Raw genomic sequence first — 17566 nt, 5'->3', positions numbered from 1 at the left:
CTGGTCACATTACTTGACAACACCCGCAGTGGTGATCCGTTCCTTAATGAGGCGGTTAGCTTCATCTTTCAACGCTGCTTCGTTGATGGTGGTTAACTGCCGGTTCTTCATCAGTATTTCTCCATTGATAATGGTGGTATCCACATCGGCCGCCGTAGCAGAATAGACCAGCTGGGAAACAGGGTCTCCAGATTCCCAGGGGGCATTGTGCAGTGTGTCCATCTTCACCAGCACCACATCCGCTTTTTTGCCTGGCTCCAGACTGCCCAACTCCCTTTCTTTTCCCATGGCTCTGGCACCGCCCATTGTTGCCATTTCAAAAATGGTGGCTGCCGGCATCACCGTGGGGCTTAACAAGCGGGCCTTCTGAATCAGAGCGGCATGACGCATTTCCCGGAACATGTCCAGATTATTATTGCAGGGCGCACCGTCGGCGGCCAGAGACACTTGCGCATTCATTTCCATCAGCTCCGGTATTTTGGCAATGCCCGAGGCCAGTTTCATATTACTGGAAGGACAATGGGCAATTTTGGTGCCGGTGTCTGCCAGAATCTGCATTTCTTCTTCGTCAAGCCAAATACAATGGGCTAAAATCAGGTTTTCGCCCGTGAGTCCCAGATGCTTTAGATACTGAATATTACGCATTCCACGATCACGCTGTACCAGTTCAATTTCACCCCGATTTTCTGAAGCGTGGGTATGAACCATCACACCATACTCAGCTGCCAAATCCTTTACCTGCACCAGCAGTTCTTCGGTGCAGGACACCACAAACCGGGGGGCAAAGGCGTAATCAATTCGCCCGCCTCCGGTGCCATGCCATTTTTTCATGAGCCTGAGACTTTCATTAATGGAATCGCTGGTCTTTTCCATAAGTGATGCAGGTACGCCATTGCCGTAATCCATCATGCACTTGCCTGATATGGCCCGATAACCGGTTTCCAGCAACGCTTCAAAGGCAGATTCCGTATGATGCACGGTTTCCATATCAATGATGGCGGTGGTGCCGCCCTTAATCAGCTCTGCAATCCCCAGCTTTGCCGATACATAGTTGGACTCGGCCGTATGGGATCCTTCAAGGGGCCAGACCCTCTTCTTCAGCCAGTCCAGCAGTTCCAGATCATCCGCCTGCCCCCGCAGCAGGGTTTGTGTCAAGTGAATGTGCGTCTGAATAAAGCCGGGAATGACCGTCATGCCTCCAGCCTCCAGCACTTCACAGTCATCAACATTCAACCGGGGAGCTATGGCAGTAATGCGATCATTTTCAATCAGCAGATCGCCTTTCATGATTTCTTTTTGTTGGTTCATGGTGACAATATGACCGTCACGAATCAGCAGTCGTTTCATCTTCGGTGGTGCTCCTTTCGTAATTGGATTCAATTGATTAAACTCAGCTGTTGCAACGGATAAAAGTGGTCCTCTTCCATTGCAACAGCTCAGTTTAATCTTCGGGACAAGCTGACGGTACCGGCAGCACTGAAACCTGCTGACATTAAAGGATGATGGGACAATGCCCTAAGAATCGGTATGATCCTTAGGGCATCGGGTTTCTGTCAGGTTGTCTGACCTAGGTTATCCCAGTGCAAATTTGATGATGAAAAGAATGGAGAGCACAATCATGATCAGGGAAACATCTTTCATTTTTCCGGTTAAAATTTTAAGAGCTGTGTAGGAAACCATCCCGAACACAATCCCGTCTGCAATGCTAAAAGTCAGCGGCATCATAATGATGGTCAGAAAGGCAGGAATTGACTCGGTGAAATCATCCAAGTCTATTTTGTTTATGGGAGACATCATAAACAATCCTACTAATACCAGTGCCGGCGCTGTGGCAGCACCGGGAATCATGATGAACAGAGGCGACAATAACAAAGCCACTCCGAACATTACCGCTGTGGAAAGTGCCGTTAAACCGGTACGCCCACCTTCGGCCACCCCGGCGGCACTTTCAACATAAGTGGTGACTGTGCTGGTTCCCAGACAGGCTCCAGCAGTGGTTCCCACTGCATCAGCAAAGAGTGCTTGCTTCGCTTTGGGAAGGTTTCCAGTTTCATCAAGCATATCGGCTTTTGAAGCTACTCCTACCAGGGTTCCCAGCGTATCAAACATATCCACAAATAACAGGGTGAAGAGTATAATCACCATATCCAGAGAGAAAAGGCGAGAGAAATCAAACTGGAAGAGAATCGGTGCAAGTGATGGGGGAGCTGAAATAAACTGACTGGGCAGCTGGGTTAATCCCAGTGGAATTCCAATGATGGTGGAGGCAAAAATACCGATGAGCAGCGCTCCCCGAATCCCTTTGGCCAGCAGAATTCCTGTGATCACAAGACCCAAAAGAGCAACAATTGCACCCGGTGAAGTCATATCCCCCAGTGAAATGATGGTTGCTTCATAGGCGATAACAACACCAGCATTTTTTAAGCCGATGAAAGCAATGAAGAGTCCGATACCCACTGAAACTGCATGTTTCAGATTCAGCGGAATTGCTTTTACAATTGCTTCACGAACATTGAACATGGTCAGCAGAATAAAAATAATCCCTTCAATGAAAACTGCTGCCAAAGCCATCTGCCATGAATACCCCATGCCCAGAACAATGCCATAGGCAAAAAATGCGTTCAGCCCCATACCGGGAGCCAGCGCAAATGGATAGTTGGCATAAAATGCCATGACTAGAGTTGCGATGATTGAGGACAAAGCTGTTGCTGTGAAAACCGCACCGAAATCCATTCCTGCATCCGACAGAATCAGGGGATTAACAATGAGAATGTAGGCCATGGTCATGAACGTTGTAATGCCTGCCAGAATCTCGGTTTTTGTGTCAGTATGGTGTTCTTTCAATTTAAATGTCTTTTCAAGAAAACCTGTCTGACTGGTTCCGTTTGAACTCACATTGACGCCTCCTTTTTTTGCAGTTCGTGTTGTTCCCTGTACATCTGCGCCATTATCTTCTGGCCGGTGCGAAGATCCTGTTCCGTCGCCGGTCGGAAAAGATCTTCACATCAGCCCTTGATTGCCGCTATTCAATCACCGGCGGCAAAATGGTAAAGTTATTGACATCAACCAATCCCTGGTCGGTGATTTTCCATTTGGGACTGGTGGACAGGGCAAGAAAAGAAAGGTGCATGAAAGGTGCATGCACCTTGCAACCCAGTTGTTCTTTAACCGTTTGCTCCAGTTGAGAAATTTTACGGCTGACTTCATGACCGTTCAGTTCATCAGTGATGAGACCGCCCACCGGCAGCCGCATGTCGTCAATAATCCGGCCGTTCTTTGCCACGGCTATACCGCCACCCATTTCAATCACCCTATTTACTGCTGCTGTCATGTCTTTCAGGCAGGTACCCACCACCATGATATTATGGGTGTCATGGGCCACACTCTCTGCAAAAGCTCCCTGCTCCAGACCAAATCCCTGTACGAAAGCTTTTCCGATGCTGCCATTTCTGCCGTAACGCTCAATGCAGGCAATTTCAAGCACATCCTGACGCACATCGGGCATAACCGTTCCCTGCTGGGTGCGGAGGGTGAACTCCAGCGTTTCAGATAAGTTTTGATCTGGAATAAGCCCGATGCAGCGCACCCGGGCCTCCTGGGATTGACTGGCGATGGCCAGGTCTTTTTCCACCAGAGGTTCACGTTTCACTGAATTTTTAACACTCTCAGGATAGGTATATTCCGGCAGATCAATCAGAAGTTCTCCCTGTGATGCCACCAGACGGCCTTCCAAAAAGACTGCTTCCACTTTCATTTGATGCAGGTCGCTGATGACCGCCACATCTGCCAGCATGCCAGGCGCCAGTACACCTCTGTCCTGGAATCCAAAATAACTGGCGGGATTAATGGTTACCATTTGAATGGCCATCGCCGGATCGACACCCTCTGCGATGGTTCGCTTCACGATTTCGTTCATATGGCCCAGCTTTTCTAGATCTTCTGCCACCATATCATCAGTGGCCAAAATACAACGGCGGGAATCCAGCCCGTCCTCTGTGACAGCTCGAATGCACTCAGCCATGTTTCGCTGAGTCGATCCTTCTCTCATGAAGACATAGACACCCTGACGCAGTTTTTCCACACATTCTGCCTTTGTGGTGGTCTCATGACAGGAACATCTGCCACCGGCTGCAATAATGTGGGCCGCCAGTTCTGCGCCAAAAAGCTCCGGTGCATTGCCGTCCACCATTTTACCAATGCTTTTGGCATAAATGGTGGAAGCCAGCAGATCTGTCACAATGTCTGCCGTGTTGCGGTAGACATGGGCTGCATTGCTGAAACCCTGGAGTTCGCCGATGCCGATGACATTGGGATAATTCAGCAAATCTTCCATATCTTTGGAGCTGACATCATATCCGGCAGTCTCAAGGCCCGGGCAGTCCGGTGTCAGTGAAGGCACCACCAAATGAACGTGATTGGGAACCAGTCCTGCTTCATCGGCCATGGCTTTCATTCCCACCGGCCCCAGTGCATTGCCGATTTCGTGAGGATCTGCCACCAGTGTGGTGGTTCCAGAAGGAATGGACAGCCTGGAGAACTCAGTGATGGTCAGCATACTGCTCTCAAAATGCATATGGGAATCAATAAAACCAGGAGCCAGGTATTGACCCCTTACATCAACGGTAATGGTTTCCGGTCCAATGAGTTGCTGTGCATCTCCCACCATCAGGATGTATTTCCCTTTTATGGCCAGGTCAGCCTCATAAATTTCAGCAGTGAGTACGTTGACCACCTGCCCGCCATGGAGCACCAAATCTGCATGCTCTTTATCGGACATGAGGACGTCCACCAGTTGCCGGTATTCCATTGCCTGCTTTATCCATTGTGCATCCATTCGTTGTGTCTCTCCCTCCTTTCAAACGGCCTATTTGGCCAGATCAATCGAATCTATGATTCCGACAATAGCAGCATCAATGGGCGACTGTTGCCGGTTGGCAGCATGGCGGGAGGCAGCACCAGTGGCAAACAGCACGATTTCACCAATGCCTGCCCCAACGGTATCCACCGCCACCAGCGGGTCACCAGCTGGCTGGCCGTCATTTAGAGGCTGGGTTAACATCAGTTTGCATCCGGTCAGGCGCTCATCTTTTCTGGTTGCCGTTACAGTACCGATGATTTTTCCAATACGCATGTTTTTCTCTCCTTGCCGACTGCCTTAAGTTTTTCGAACGAGCCGTACTCCTCTTGCCGCTGCTGTGTCCCGAGCCAGCGGTGTCACAATGGCTGCCGCCTCCACCATCAACGTGGCTCCTGCGGCATGTGTCAGCACATCTTTCTCGGTAATCACTTGAACCGCGCCTGCCATTTGATCACGGTTGATCACGTCTGGCGAGTCCTTTCCTGCTGCCACTCTTTCAGTCTTGTCTCCAGAAAACTGGCCCATCTCCCGCACACCCATTTCCTTCAATGAACTGATGGTTTGTTTCATGATGCGGTTCATTGCCTGGTTTTGTGTGGGTCTGCCATGGTAGGTGGTCAGGCTTTCCAGATTCAAGTAAACAGGAATTCCATCCCACAACGCCTGCCACAGCAGGTTGGGCACCAGTCCGTCCTGTATGCCCTGAACCAGTTTTCGAGCTGTGTTGTGGGTGATCTGCGGCACAAGGACGCCCGACAGGTGATTCAGTGTGTAGTGTTTCAGTTCCTGCATATCGCGATGGATCACCTGAATCGGCTGCAATGCTCTGAGAATGGCATCTGATTGCATCAGTGCCTCTGCGTTTGCCGAAAAAGCAACGTCATAGGTATATCCCTTTTTCTTCCAGCTGGCCAGGGATTGAACTGCCTGCTCCAACCCAATGGGGTTGCCTGCAAAAACAGCCAACAGCCTGGGTTCCTGTAATGAGCGGCTGCGCGCCGGCTGCAAGACAGCATCCGTTGTTTTGCCAGGCAACTTACCCACATGACCTGATAAATGTGCAAGAATTTGTTGTGTTTGATTTCTCTGATTCATGGATTATCCCTCCTATGGGGACGGGCACCATTCATGCATTCATGCAATGGCTATTCCGACTTTTTAAGGATAACCCGCTCCACTTCAGAATGGGGTCGTGGAATGACATGAACGGAATGAAGCTCACCAACAGCTCGCGCTGCTTCGGCGCCGGCATCTGTTGCTGCTTTTACCGCACCCACATCACCACGCACCATAACGGTGACCAGTCCAAAACCAATTTTCTCATACCCTTCAATGGTGACACTTGCTGCTTTCACCATGGCGTCCGCTGCCTCGATGGCTCCTACCAATCCTTTTGTTTCAACTAAACCCAATGCTTGACTCATTTTCTTTCCTCCTGTTCCGGATCCATTGGATCACTTGGTTTTTGTACGTTGATTTTTAACCGTTTCGGCTTTGTCACCCTTTGCGGGATCACTGGCCGGTGTTGATTGAAGCGCATCCTTTTTTTCCTGCCTGAACCATTCAATAAGCTTATCCACTTCTTCATGGGGCCGGGGAATGACGTGGTGAGACAGCACGCGTCCCGATTTAAGAGCAGCCGCCACCCCTGCTGCCACCCCTGCCTGAACGGCCGCGACTTCACCGGCAAAATGCACCGTCACCGAAATGGCCGCTCCTGCTCCAATGATCTTTTCATAACCGATGAACTTAATGTCTGCCGCTTTGCAGGCGGCATCAACGGCGGTCATGGCAGATGTCAGCCCAATGGCTTCAATCAGTCCCAATGCTGAGTTCATCTATTGCCCCCCTTTCATGACTTCTGGTAATACCTCAGTTCAACGGCTATTTTTGCCTGCCAGTTCTGACAGCGAGACCAGTTTCTGACCTGATACCCTGTCATTCATCGGCTCATCACGACGGCTCTGAGATGCCTGCCTTTTTTTGCCGGGGTAAAGTGTCTGCCGCAGGTGAATCAAATCCATCATCAGTTTTTCCTCATGCGGATTAAGCTGAACAGGAGCCTGAGGCAGTGTCGATGTCCCACCTGGGGCAGCATGAGCAACACCAGTCTCGCCAGCTTTTTGAGCCATGTGATTCAATACTTGTCTTGCCAGTGGGTTTGCCATTTTTTACGCCTCCTGCTCCATCATCACAGCCACTTCATCATGGGGGCGGGCGATCACATTGTATGCGATAACTTCAGCCAGTTTTTCCGCCTCAAGCCGGCCGTTATCCACCGCTGCCTGCACAGCCGCCACTTCGCCTTCCACAATAACCGCCACAATGCCCGAACCGACAAAATTGAAGTCGGCAATTCTGACATCAGCCGATTTGACCATGGTATCTGCTGCCTGAAGGGCGGCGACCAGACTTCTGGTTTCTACAAAGCCCAATGCTTGCATTACTACCATCTCCATCCTTCACGTTAGTTTTCACCCGGAAAATATCGGCTGATATCGATCTTTTCATATCCCGGAATCACTGCCCGATGGAATCGTTGCCCGTTTTCATCCGTTGGCCGGGTGGCGTCCAATCCCATTTTATCGGTAACACCCCGCAGGCTGTTGGATGGGTCCAACCCTGACCCGATGGCATCGGGGATCACCACCAGATCTCGCGAGGCCTGGAACCGGGTGGCGATGGCTGCTTCCACATCATCATGACTGTAAATGTTCACATCATCATCCACAATGACCACATGCTTCAAGTCTTTGTTACTCCCCAGTGCCGCCAGGATGGCACTCTTTGCCTGACCTGGCCGTGCGTTGCGAATCGCCACCACTGCATGAAAACGACAGCCTCCTGAAACGGTCACGTTAACATCTGCCACATCAGCCATCAGTTTAACAGCGTTGTAAAGCTCCATCTCCCTGATCAGGCCGTTGGAAAGGTGTTCTTCACGACATGGGAAAGCCGTCAGGAAAATCGCCTGATTTCGGTGCATCACCGTCTTTATTTCTGCCACCGGATGGGGACCCACGCCGCCATAGTATCCCATAAGCTCTCCGAAGGGGCCTTCTGGTTTGCGTTTATGTGGCGGCATAATGCCTTCCAGCACAATTTCAGCATAAGCAGGCACTTCCAGATCGACACTGTGACATTTCACCAATTCCAAGGGTTCTCCCCGCATGGCACTGTCAACCTGATATTTATCAACACCATAAACTTCGCTGCTGATCTGCGAAGCCAGTAAAAGGGTGTGATCATACCCCAGCACGATGGCAATTTCCAATGGTCGATTCTGAGCTTCCATCTGGGCGTACTGGCGTTGGGCCAGGGGCGACGCCACCAACACGCTCACTTCATTACCACCATTGATCTGGAGTCTTCGCACAGAAATATGGGTTTGGCCGGTTTCCGGATCTTTCAGCACCACGATTCCAGATGTGAGGTAGGTGGAAGAATCATCTTCATGAAACTTGGGAATTGGGAACATGCGCTGCAGATCGATGCGACTGGTGACAATATTCTCTTTCACCGGTCCATTGGGAAGCAGTCGGGTTGGCTGTGGGTTGGCCACCGATGCCATCATTTTAAAGAGGCGATTTTCAGGTGTCATCCCCATAAGGTCGTAGTAAGCGCTTCTTTCACCAAAAATGGCACCCGCCACCGGCATTTGATAACCTTTGATGCGCTCAAAAAGAATGGGAACCTCGTTCCGATAGTACTTCAAAACAGCTCCCAGCTCAAATATCGGGTCAACTTCCGTCTGGCATACCTTCAGGTCGCCCCTCTTTCGAAAGGCTTCCAGGGTTGCTCTGAGCATTTGTCTTTCCATCCACTCCCTCCTTTCTGCGGGTTTCCTTCACCCGCTGTATTTGATTGCTTTATTATACCACAGCACGTCGCTTTCTGAAGCCCTTTTCAATCAGGTTCCCCATCTCCTGAACAACTGATGATCAATGCCCAGCTGATCAAGGGTGCGGCCCACCATGATGGCAATAATATCCTCAAGATTTGCCGGGTGATGATAAAACCCGGGTGATGCAGGAAGAACAGTCACTCCCATACGGGCCAGCTTCAGCATATTTTCCAGATGGATCACACTGAGGGGTGTTTCCCGGGGAACCACCACCAGCTTTCGCTTTTCCTTCATGACCACGTCTGCAGCCCGGGTGAGCAGATTGTCCGAGATGCCATTGGCTACGGCGGCCAGCGTCCTCATGGAGCAGGGAATAATCACCATTCCGTCCGTTCGAAACGAACCACTGGAAATAGGTGCCGCCAGATCCTTGTTGTCATGGGTCACTGTCGCCAGTTGTTTCAGCTCGTCAAGACTCATGCCGCACTCATGGTTCACCACATGCTCCCCCATGGTGGAAACCACCAGATGACTCTCAATGTCAAGCTGTTTCATAACCTGCAGCAACGCAACGCCATAGATGGCACAGCTGCCGCCGGAAATACCGACAATGATTTTCATGGGTTGCGCCACATCCTTCCAATTTCAATGAATGCTGCCATTAATAAGACAGCATTCATCCTTTTGAGCTGCCTCATTATCAGCAGCCTTTCATTTCTATTCTACTTTGTTTTCGGCGTCGCCGCCACCCAGCCATGGATCTTCTCCCTTTTCCCAGGCATCAATGTACTCATCGATGGTCATCACTTTTGTGAAAATGCTGAGATCCACCAGGCCATGTTCATGCATTGCCTCTGTTTTGGAAGCGCATCCGTCGCTGAGGGTGATCACTTTATAAGCATTGGCCAGGGCATCGGTGGCAGTACTGCGCACACAAACGTTTGTCCATACACCTGTTACCACAACGGTATCAATTTTCTCTTCTTTTAAATAAAGGTCCAGATCGGTGTGGGCAAAGCCGCTGTGACGCCGCTTCTTCACAATATACTCGTCACCTTCAGGGTAAAGCTCCGGAATAAAATCAGAACCCCAGGTACCGTCCACTGCGTGTACCGGACGCACTTTAAAGTCGGCGTCATTCTTGCGGTGAGCTTCCTGAATATGCACCAGATGCACCTCATCATCCTTGCGGGCACGTACCCATTTGAAAACCTTCTGCAGTGGTTCAATGATGTCATCGCCGCCTGGGCAGCGCAACGGTGCTTTTTCTCCCACAAAATCATTTAACATATCAATGACTAAAATGGCATGTCTTGGCATTTGTTTTCCTCCTTTAATATAAGACGCTTGATTGCTGTTCATTCTCAACTGCACCAATCATGATTTGACTGATTGGGACGGCTGCTCCACAAGGCCACCGCCGTCCCCTCAATCAGTACTTATATTTCATGCTTCTCTTAATAAGAATGTTAATGTTTAGGATCTGAAATCCACTCCGGTAAAGTTGATGGCGCGGGGCAGCTTTTGAATGCTTTGACGTTTGACAAACTGGCCATAACCAGGCTTGCCAACAATGCCTTTGCCGTCTTCATAAACCACGGTGCCGCGTACAACGGTTTTGAAAGGTTTTCCTTTCAGTTTGATGCCATGAAGGGGATTGTATTTGGCCATGGAGTAGGTTTCTTTCTGGTCAATGGTCCATTCCTTGTCCAGGTCAATGATGGTAAAGTCAGCATCGGACCCGATGTGCATGGCGCCTTTTTTAGGGTAAAGACCGTATTGCTTGGCTGCACTGGTACTGAGTACTTCCACCAGTCTGCTGAGGCTCAGGCGGCCCTTGTTATAGCCTTCACTGACCATGATGGGTACCAATGTTTCCACTCCTGGAATTCCCGGGAAAGAGTTCCAGATATCCAGTTCAACGCCATCCACAATCCCTTCTTTTTCAGTGGCGATTTCGTAAGGCGCATGGTCGGTTCCCATAAAGTCAACACTGCCATTTCGCAGACCTTCCCACAACTCTTCGTTATCTTTTTTAGTGCGAAGAGGCGGTGCAATTTTGGCAAACTGCCGGTGTTCTGTCATGGCTTCCTGGTAGTTCAGCATCAGGTAGTGGGGGCATGTTTCCGAAGTCACATCAAGCCCTTTTTGCTTGGCTTCGCCCACCAGCTTGGCACCAATGCCGGTGCTCATGTGAACAATGTGGAGACGAGCTCCAGTCTCTTCTGCAAAGCTGATTCCCAGCTGAATAGCTGCTTTTTCGGCCAGCTCAAGACGCGCTTCAGCCCATGCGGGACCATCGGTGCGGCCTTCTTCTTTGAACTTTTTCACAAAATAATCGCACATGGCATAGTTCTCTGCATGAATCCCCACCACAAGACCTGTTTCAGCAACCAGTCTGAAGGCTTCCAGCATTTCAGGATCAGTCACCCGTTCATAGGTGGGTACGGAGGGAGTCATATATACTTTAAAAGCGCATACACCATAGTCAGCCTGCTCTTTCACAATATCATACTTGCCTGCGCGAATGTCTTCACCGGTTACGCCGCCCCAGAAGGCAAAGTCAATGACTGCCTTGTCTTTAATTCGGTTCAGTTTGCTTTCCAACTCTGGAATACTTCTCACTGAAGGCTTTGAGCAGCAGGGCATGTCCATGATGGTGGTCAGACCGCCAGCAGCTGCAGATGAAGTGCCGGTAAGGAAATTTTCACGGTGTTCAAAACCCGGGTCCATGAAGTGGGTGTGGGAATCGAAGCAGCCGGGAATGGTCAGGTGACCCATGGCATCAATTTCACGGTCATACTCGACACCTTCCAGATCAGTGACAAAACCTGCAATTTTCTCATCCACGACAAGAATATTGGTTAATACAGTGTCATCTCCCTGTGGAATACGGGCGTTCTTGACAACAACATCAGCTTTCATAAGTTTACCTCCTTGGTATTGGTGAATATTTTGGTTGATGAATCGAGGTCAACCGGTGCCCTGAGATGGGCAAGCGCACCGGGCATGCGTCATTTTCACAGGAGTACTATGCAGGGTTATTTCATCAGATGCGTTTCCAGAATCTGTTCTTTTCGGAAACCTTCCAGCCCCAGGTAAAACTCCAGTGAGTTCAATAGGTAGTCCAGCTTCACCGGGCCCACCAGCTCTGAGCCGGTCACCGCCACCCCGTATCGGGCCGCTTCCTGTTTAACAAAGTTGAAGGTGCGGTAAAGAGGGGTTGCGCCACAGTCGAACATGTTCATGGATACCACCACACCGGATCGTTCGGGAAACTTGATGCCCACGGCACGCACGGTGGAAAACCCGCCGCTGGGCCCTCTGACTCCCTTGGCAATTTCTTTGGCAATCGCCAGGTCTTCTGTAGCCAGGAACACGTTGTAGGCTGTCAATCCTTCGGTGTCGGCACTGACGATGGTGGCTCCGGCTGTGGGATGCAAAGCAGCAGGTCCGATATCCGGCTTGCGCTCATCTGTATGGGCCACTTCTTTCAGGCCTTCATACTGCCCTTTTCGAATGAATGACAGCGCCTTTCGATCTTCGTTCCGGGCATTTTGTCCGGAAAAAAACACCGGCACCTGGTAGCGCTCATACACCGCCTGCCCAATTTCCTCTGCCATCTGGGTGCAGGCTTCCAGGCTGATATTCTTGAAAGGAAAAAGTGGAATGGTATCCTGCGCTCCAATACGGGGATGACTGCCCTGTTGTTCTTCCATGTTAATGAGTTCATAGCTCTTGCCTGCCATTTCCAGCAAAGCTTCTTTCAATGGCTCCGGTTCGCCGATGACTGTGATGACTGTTCGGTTGAAATCATGTTCAGGTTCAACACTGACCAGCGTCACACCTGTGCGATTTTTCAGTGGTGCCGCCACCGCTTCAATAACTTCTTTTCTGCGGCCTTCGCTAAAATTCGGTACTGCCAGTACATATTGTTTCTCAGCAGACATGGACACGCCTCCTTCAACATTCTTTGCCTGTAAACAGTATTTGTTTGTTAACAGAGCTGTCTTATTTCTTCACTTACTATCATATCCTATTTTTCAACAGATTTTGACAAAATCCTTTGTGATTTATTAACAAATTTATCGCCTTCGACGCTAATGATAACGTTGTCATTTTGTGTATATATGCTAACGACCTGCTTTTTTGTCGGTTTTTAGAATCTGTGTGCAAGTGCCAGGTTATTCCAGCGGCAATGAAAGCACCCCTCTCAGATGGTTTTTACCCGGTTCTTTTTTTGGCTAATCATATTGCAGACATGCACGTTGTCATTTGACAGCCACTTGGGTATACTGATGATCAAAAGCACCTTGATGATGATAAAGGAGGACTCGAAATGGCATTAAAGCTTATTGATCTTTCTCAGGAAATCTTTCAGGGCATGTCTGTCTTTCCCATGCACCAGCCAACATTCATTATGACCAACATGACTCACGAGGATAATCAGCAGGCAACCGGCAGCAAAACACTTGGATTTTCTGCGCGCAATCTGCTCATCAGCGAGCACGGCGGCACCCACTCCGATGCCGTCTGGGAATACAAGCCCAGCGGCGCCACCATCGACAACATGCCCCTCACACATTTCTGGGGCAGTGCCATTTGCATTGACCTGACCCATATCACTCCCCGCCAGCACATGGGGCCCAGAGAACTTCAGGAGGCTGTTAAAAAATCCGGCCAAAGCATTCAGCGCGGCGATATTGTGTTGCTTTACACCGGCCACTTTGACCGTTATTTCGGAACTGAACACTGGCAGACCACCTACAGCGGCCTGAACTACGAAGGTGCCAAGTGGCTGGCAGAGCAGGGGGTGGTGAACATTGGTGTTGACGCACCTGCCATTGATCATCCTGAAGATACCGATTTCTCGGGCCACCTGGTGTGTGGTGAGTATGATATCACCAACACTGAAAATCTGTGCAATCTTCATCTGGTGGTAAATCGCCGCTTTTTGTACATGGGCCTTCCCCTGCGCATTCGGGACGGATCCGGGTCGCCCATTCGGGCTGTTGCCCTGATTGAAGAGTAACTCGCACCACCTTTTGACCACATTTGAAGACCTCCCGTCAGACAGTCCTCACCGTCTTATGAGAGGTCTTTTATTTTGCTTGCTATTCCAGCAGTTTTTTCACTTTCAGGGCCACCTCAAGATTAAGCCGGTCTTTATGATGGTTCAGATCCATTCCGGTGATGCGCTGGATGCTCTCCATCCGGTACAGCGTCGTGTTGTAGTGAGTGAACAGCACCTCTGCTGTTTTGCGCAAGTTTCCACCCTGCTGGTAATAGACTTCCAGTGTTTTCACCAGCTCAGTGGATTTTTTCTCATCATATCTGACCAAGGGCATCAGTACCGCCTGATAAAAACGCTCCAGCTCCTCTTTCAGGCTGGGATGGCATAAGATTTTATAGATACCCAGCTGCTCAAAATAAACAACTTCTGTTTCTCCTATCAACGGGCCATGCTGAATCGCTTTCACCGCATCTGTGTAACTTTTGTCCACCTGCTCCAATTGTTGATAACAGCGCCCAATACCCACTCTAAAACCAATATCCATCAGTTTTTTGGGCTTTCGGGCCAGCAACTGCCGGCTGTATGTGGCCACGTGCTCATTTAAAAGTTTTTTATCTGCCGAAGTAAAAATGACATTCAGGCTGTCTGTTTTGGAAATCACCAGGGCGTGCAGTTGCGTATCACGAAGATAAGCGTCTGTTTCCTGCGTAATCCAGCTCATTTTTTGAAACACTTCGTCAGTTAATCCTTCCGGTGCACGGTCAATTTTTATCACAACCACAAGATAATGATCCGTGGGGTTCAAATGAAAAAGAGATGCTTTTTCAACGGCTTTCTTTTTCCGGGTATCATCCATGGAAATCAGGTCTTCAAAAAACTCTGTCCGATATCGGTTTTCAACATCCATAACCGAAAGCTGTTTCAATACTTCCAACGCTATGGTGGTGGACGCGGATTCCAGAACCGACAGATCAAAACCTCCCAAAGGTGTTCCCACCGCCCAGGTCATCAAGTATCCGGTTACCCTGTTTTTCACTACGATCGGCATCACCATGCGTCGTATGCGCTGTTGCATCAGTGTGACCATATTTTCTGAAAACCGATTGCGATCACCCCGCTGCTCTGCCTGCTTTAGAAACTGACGGGCATTTTCTGTAAGAGCTTCCTGCATTTCAGGTGTTGCAGTTGCCCATTCTGCAAGCCATTCATCATGTGATTCCAGTTTCACCACCACGGGATTCCGCACATTGTCTGTCACAATACCGATGATGGCTTTTAAATCTCCTCCGCTGAGCATCACATGCATCAGCTGTTCATGGATTTTTTCTATTCGTTTCAGCAATGAAGCCTGCTTGTTAAAGATCTCCTGAAAAATCGGCGTCATAATTTCAGAGAAAGGGATGGCATCATGTAACTCAATAATGGGAAAGTTCAACACGTTGGCCATTTGAATAATTTCCGGGTGCAGTTCTTTCAGGTAGGGCTGTATTTTGATACCCAGCCCGGCCAGTCCCATTTCCGCCGACTTTTTAACAAGCTGCTTTTGTTCCCCGATATCGTCTTGCTTAAATGAGTAGGCGGTGGTGAGAAGCAGTTCTCCCGCTTCAACCCACTCCAGCACATCGGGATCAGCCATGATGTTCACCTTGGACACCGTGTTGCGAATACCGCCAAAACCGGCAATCAGTCTGCATTTTTTCATGCATTCCATCTTCATCACATCTTCGATGGAAATGCCATTCTGTCTTCTCACCGGATACTTCTCCCCTCTCAACTGTCAAGTCCATGCTTATTTTCTGCATTGACAGGTCCTTGTCAACTTGCTTCTCCATTGAATATACCACTAACATTGTTTTTTGTGGGAATCCCATTTAAATCTATTATAGCTTAAAGTTATTTTTTGTGAATCCTTTGTGTATTATTTACAAGGTGGCGCCATCGATACGGATAACGTTTTCCCAACGCGACATGTGGATATTAACCCAAACTTTCATGCTTGTTTTCGTCATTATACTCCCTTTTAAATGATCAGTTAATTTTGAATTTGTTGAAGCTTCACAAAGGAGTTCTTGTCATTTAATCGAAATTTACGGTATAATCAGCAGCAAGTGTTCGTCTCTTGCTTGTAGGATGAACACCGCTTCAGATCAATCACTCTCAGCCGAGAAAGGAGGCCCGAAACCCAACAGACCATTTTTCAGGCAGATTCATCAGACAAACGGGCATTCTTGAATCACATGCACGGAAGCACTCATCAATCATAACTAAGGAGGCATCTGCATGACTGAACAAAAAGTCAATTATCCATGGTTTAAAAAAGAAGACATTGACGGCTTTTTTGCTTTGTTTCAAAACAACCTGGCAAACTTCGTACTGATTGCTGTCGCGCTTATTGGCATGGGTTACCCCACCAGCATTGTCTATGGACGCGTTATTCCCGGCGCTGCTGTTTCGGTTCTCTTTGGGAATGTTTACTATGCTTATATGGCAAACCGTTTAGCCCAGAAAGAGGGTCGAACCAACGTCACCGCTCTTTCGTACGGGATCAGTACGCCTGTTATGTTTGTGTATCTTTTTGGCGTCATGGGACCTGCCCTGGCATTCACCGGCGATCCCGAAGTGGCCTGGCGCATTGGTCTGGCTGCCTGTTTCTTTGGCGGCGTTGTAGAAGTGGTTGGCAGTTTTATTGGAAACTGGGTGCGTAAAACCCTCCCCCGGGCATCTATGCTGGGTGCGCTGGCCGGTGTTGCCTTTGCCTTTATCGGTGGTGAACTCTTCTTCAATGTTCACGAAATGCCCATGATCGGCTTCACCGTATTGGCCATTATCATTGTCGGCCTTATTGCAAGAAAAGCCATGCCTTTCAAGCTTCCTGCCTCTTTATTTGCCATCGTAATTGGTACTGTGCTGGCTTACAGCCTGGGTGAAGTTGAAATGAGCCGCATCGCTGAAGGCATGGGTACCGTTGGTGTTTACCCGTTCCTGCCCACTCTTGGGTTCATTGAAGGATTCAGATTCCTGCTGGGCCCCATGGTTGGTCTTGTTGCTGTTTTGCTCCCCATCTCCATCTACAACTTTATTGAAACCATGAATAATGTGGAAGCCATGGCTTCTGCCGGCGATGATTACAGCGCCAGGGAATGTATGCTGGTTGACGGCTGCGGTATTATGCTGGGCAGTCTTTTCGGCGGCGTTTTCCCCACCACTGTCTACATTGCCTCTGTTGGTTCCAAATGGATGAATGCCGGTCGTGGTTACTCCATTCTCAATGGCGGCGTCTTCATGATCGCTTCCCTCTTTGGAATTGTTGCCGCTATTTCAGAAATTATCCCGGTTCCAGTCATTGCTCCCATCCTGGTATTTGTGGGTATTTCCATGGTGGCACAGACTTTCGCCGCTGTTCCACAGCGCCATTTCCCTGCAGTGGTTATCGCCATGTTCCCCTACCTGGCCAACTATATCATGTCTCGCTTTAACAACGCTGCAGGGGAAGTGGTGGCCAACATCTCCACCGGAATTGTTCCTCTGGGGCAGGGTGCCATGTTTGCAGGTCTCATCTGGGGTGCCATCGTGGTCTACATCATCGACAACGATTACACCAAAGCGGCTTATGCCTCCCTCTTTGCAGCTGTTCTGGCTGCCACAGGCTTTATGCACGCCCCCAGACTGACACTTTTCTACGACTATAAGTTTGCTGCCGGTTATGTGATCATGGCCATTATGTTCCTGGTCTTCAAACGCTTCGGCGGCGATGAAGAAACGCCGGCGGTGCTGGCAGACTAACCAACAGTTTCGTCAATTTGCTCAAATTCTTCACCCGATTCTTTTCAATCAGAATGCCCGAATGCCT

Annotated in this window: 17 protein-coding genes; 2 read left to right on the top strand and 15 right to left on the bottom strand. The window is 49.4% G+C overall.

Annotated features, from left to right (window positions below):
- Window positions 1-9: 9 nt before the first annotated feature.
- The 14 genes from QOL74_RS03655 to ftcD form a co-directional block, all read right to left on the bottom strand.
- A complete protein-coding gene (locus QOL74_RS03655; RefSeq protein WP_283408081.1) occupies window positions 10-1347 on the bottom strand; it encodes a 5'-deoxyadenosine deaminase in 1338 nt (445 codons plus the stop codon).
- A gap of 225 nt (window positions 1348-1572) precedes the next feature.
- Window positions 1573-2895: an NCS2 family permease gene (locus tag QOL74_RS03650; RefSeq protein WP_283408080.1), complete on the bottom strand. Its 1323-nt coding sequence runs from the start codon at window positions 2893-2895 to the stop codon at window positions 1573-1575.
- Between the two features lie 127 nt (window positions 2896-3022).
- The gene (gene ade, locus QOL74_RS03645; RefSeq protein ID WP_283408079.1) at window positions 3023-4834 is read right to left on the bottom strand and encodes an adenine deaminase; all 1812 of its coding nucleotides are present in this window, start codon (window positions 4832-4834) and stop codon (window positions 3023-3025) included.
- A gap of 30 nt (window positions 4835-4864) precedes the next feature.
- Window positions 4865-5131 carry a EutN/CcmL family microcompartment protein gene (locus QOL74_RS03640; RefSeq protein WP_283408078.1) on the bottom strand — a complete coding sequence of 89 codons (267 nt, stop codon included), beginning with the start codon at window positions 5129-5131 and terminating at the stop codon, window positions 4865-4867.
- 24 nt (window positions 5132-5155) lie between these two features.
- Window positions 5156-5953, bottom strand: coding sequence for a hypothetical protein (locus QOL74_RS03635; protein WP_283408077.1), 798 nt, complete (start codon window positions 5951-5953; stop codon window positions 5156-5158).
- Between the two features lie 50 nt (window positions 5954-6003).
- On the bottom strand, window positions 6004-6282 hold the full coding sequence (locus tag QOL74_RS03630) for a BMC domain-containing protein (protein WP_283408076.1): 279 nt from the start codon (window positions 6280-6282) through the stop codon (window positions 6004-6006).
- Window positions 6283-6312: 30 nt separating this feature from the next.
- Window positions 6313-6696 carry a BMC domain-containing protein gene (locus QOL74_RS03625; protein ID WP_430383851.1) on the bottom strand — a complete coding sequence of 128 codons (384 nt, stop codon included), beginning with the start codon at window positions 6694-6696 and terminating at the stop codon, window positions 6313-6315.
- Between the two features lie 39 nt (window positions 6697-6735).
- The gene (locus tag QOL74_RS03620; protein ID WP_283408075.1) at window positions 6736-7026 is read right to left on the bottom strand and encodes a hypothetical protein; all 291 of its coding nucleotides are present in this window, start codon (window positions 7024-7026) and stop codon (window positions 6736-6738) included.
- A gap of 3 nt (window positions 7027-7029) precedes the next feature.
- Window positions 7030-7302: a BMC domain-containing protein gene (locus QOL74_RS03615; protein ID WP_346771710.1), complete on the bottom strand. Its 273-nt coding sequence runs from the start codon at window positions 7300-7302 to the stop codon at window positions 7030-7032.
- A 23-nt stretch (window positions 7303-7325) separates the two neighbouring features.
- Window positions 7326-8678 carry a UbiD family decarboxylase gene (locus QOL74_RS03610; protein WP_283408073.1) on the bottom strand — a complete coding sequence of 451 codons (1353 nt, stop codon included), beginning with the start codon at window positions 8676-8678 and terminating at the stop codon, window positions 7326-7328.
- A gap of 90 nt (window positions 8679-8768) precedes the next feature.
- The gene (locus QOL74_RS03605) at window positions 8769-9323 is read right to left on the bottom strand and encodes a UbiX family flavin prenyltransferase (RefSeq protein WP_283408072.1); all 555 of its coding nucleotides are present in this window, start codon (window positions 9321-9323) and stop codon (window positions 8769-8771) included.
- Window positions 9324-9419: 96 nt separating this feature from the next.
- Entirely contained in the window at window positions 9420-10022 is a 603-nt protein-coding gene (locus QOL74_RS03600; RefSeq protein WP_283408071.1) for a cysteine hydrolase family protein, read from the bottom strand.
- 156 nt (window positions 10023-10178) lie between these two features.
- Window positions 10179-11627: a dihydroorotase gene (locus QOL74_RS03595; RefSeq protein ID WP_283408070.1), complete on the bottom strand. Its 1449-nt coding sequence runs from the start codon at window positions 11625-11627 to the stop codon at window positions 10179-10181.
- A 116-nt stretch (window positions 11628-11743) separates the two neighbouring features.
- Window positions 11744-12652 (bottom strand): glutamate formimidoyltransferase, encoded by a 909-nt coding sequence (gene ftcD, locus QOL74_RS03590; RefSeq protein ID WP_283408069.1) that lies wholly within the window; start codon window positions 12650-12652, stop codon window positions 11744-11746.
- Between the two features lie 389 nt (window positions 12653-13041).
- On the opposite strand from ftcD, the gene QOL74_RS03585 reads away from it, so the two are divergent.
- Window positions 13042-13734 (top strand): cyclase family protein, encoded by a 693-nt coding sequence (locus QOL74_RS03585; protein ID WP_283408068.1) that lies wholly within the window; start codon window positions 13042-13044, stop codon window positions 13732-13734.
- A gap of 82 nt (window positions 13735-13816) precedes the next feature.
- On the opposite strand, the gene QOL74_RS03580 is transcribed toward QOL74_RS03585, so the two are convergent.
- Window positions 13817-15469 carry a PucR family transcriptional regulator gene (locus QOL74_RS03580; protein WP_283408067.1) on the bottom strand — a complete coding sequence of 551 codons (1653 nt, stop codon included), beginning with the start codon at window positions 15467-15469 and terminating at the stop codon, window positions 13817-13819.
- A gap of 527 nt (window positions 15470-15996) precedes the next feature.
- Here QOL74_RS03580 and QOL74_RS03575 point away from each other — a divergent pair.
- A complete protein-coding gene (locus QOL74_RS03575) occupies window positions 15997-17499 on the top strand; it encodes an NCS2 family permease (RefSeq protein WP_283408066.1) in 1503 nt (500 codons plus the stop codon).
- Window positions 17500-17566: the final 67 nt, after the last annotated feature.

The sequence above is a fragment of the Anoxynatronum buryatiense genome (assembly GCF_900182905.1).
Classification (GTDB): domain Bacteria; phylum Bacillota; class Clostridia; order Peptostreptococcales; family Tindalliaceae; genus Anoxynatronum; species Anoxynatronum buryatiense.
Note: the sequence above shows the minus strand (reverse complement) of the source record. Positions and strands in the feature narration are given on the sequence as shown.

What these genes read in the sequence shown, in the direction of transcription:
- QOL74_RS03635 (WP_283408077.1), bottom strand. Translation starts at nt 5,953, where the DNA reads ATGAATCAGAGAAATCAAACACAACAAATTCTTGCACATTTATCAGGT.
- QOL74_RS03595 (WP_283408070.1), bottom strand. Translation starts at nt 11,627, where the DNA reads ATGAAAGCTGATGTTGTTGTCAAGAACGCCCGTATTCCACAGGGAGAT.
- QOL74_RS03585 (WP_283408068.1), top strand. Translation starts at nt 13,042, where the DNA reads ATGGCATTAAAGCTTATTGATCTTTCTCAGGAAATCTTTCAGGGCATG.
- QOL74_RS03615 (WP_346771710.1), bottom strand. Translation starts at nt 7,302, where the DNA reads ATGCAAGCATTGGGCTTTGTAGAAACCAGAAGTCTGGTCGCCGCCCTT.
- QOL74_RS03620 (WP_283408075.1), bottom strand. Translation starts at nt 7,026, where the DNA reads ATGGCAAACCCACTGGCAAGACAAGTATTGAATCACATGGCTCAAAAA.
- QOL74_RS03640 (WP_283408078.1), bottom strand. Translation starts at nt 5,131, where the DNA reads ATGCGTATTGGAAAAATCATCGGTACTGTAACGGCAACCAGAAAAGAT.
- QOL74_RS03625 (WP_430383851.1), bottom strand. Translation starts at nt 6,696, where the DNA reads ATGAACTCAGCATTGGGACTGATTGAAGCCATTGGGCTGACATCTGCC.
- ftcD (WP_283408069.1), bottom strand. Translation starts at nt 12,652, where the DNA reads ATGTCTGCTGAGAAACAATATGTACTGGCAGTACCGAATTTTAGCGAA.
- QOL74_RS03600 (WP_283408071.1), bottom strand. Translation starts at nt 10,022, where the DNA reads ATGCCAAGACATGCCATTTTAGTCATTGATATGTTAAATGATTTTGTG.
- QOL74_RS03655 (WP_283408081.1), bottom strand. Translation starts at nt 1,347, where the DNA reads ATGAAACGACTGCTGATTCGTGACGGTCATATTGTCACCATGAACCAA.
- QOL74_RS03630 (WP_283408076.1), bottom strand. Translation starts at nt 6,282, where the DNA reads ATGAGTCAAGCATTGGGTTTAGTTGAAACAAAAGGATTGGTAGGAGCC.
- QOL74_RS03575 (WP_283408066.1), top strand. Translation starts at nt 15,997, where the DNA reads ATGACTGAACAAAAAGTCAATTATCCATGGTTTAAAAAAGAAGACATT.
- QOL74_RS03605 (WP_283408072.1), bottom strand. Translation starts at nt 9,323, where the DNA reads ATGAAAATCATTGTCGGTATTTCCGGCGGCAGCTGTGCCATCTATGGC.
- QOL74_RS03610 (WP_283408073.1), bottom strand. Translation starts at nt 8,678, where the DNA reads ATGGAAAGACAAATGCTCAGAGCAACCCTGGAAGCCTTTCGAAAGAGG.
- ade (WP_283408079.1), bottom strand. Translation starts at nt 4,834, where the DNA reads ATGGATGCACAATGGATAAAGCAGGCAATGGAATACCGGCAACTGGTG.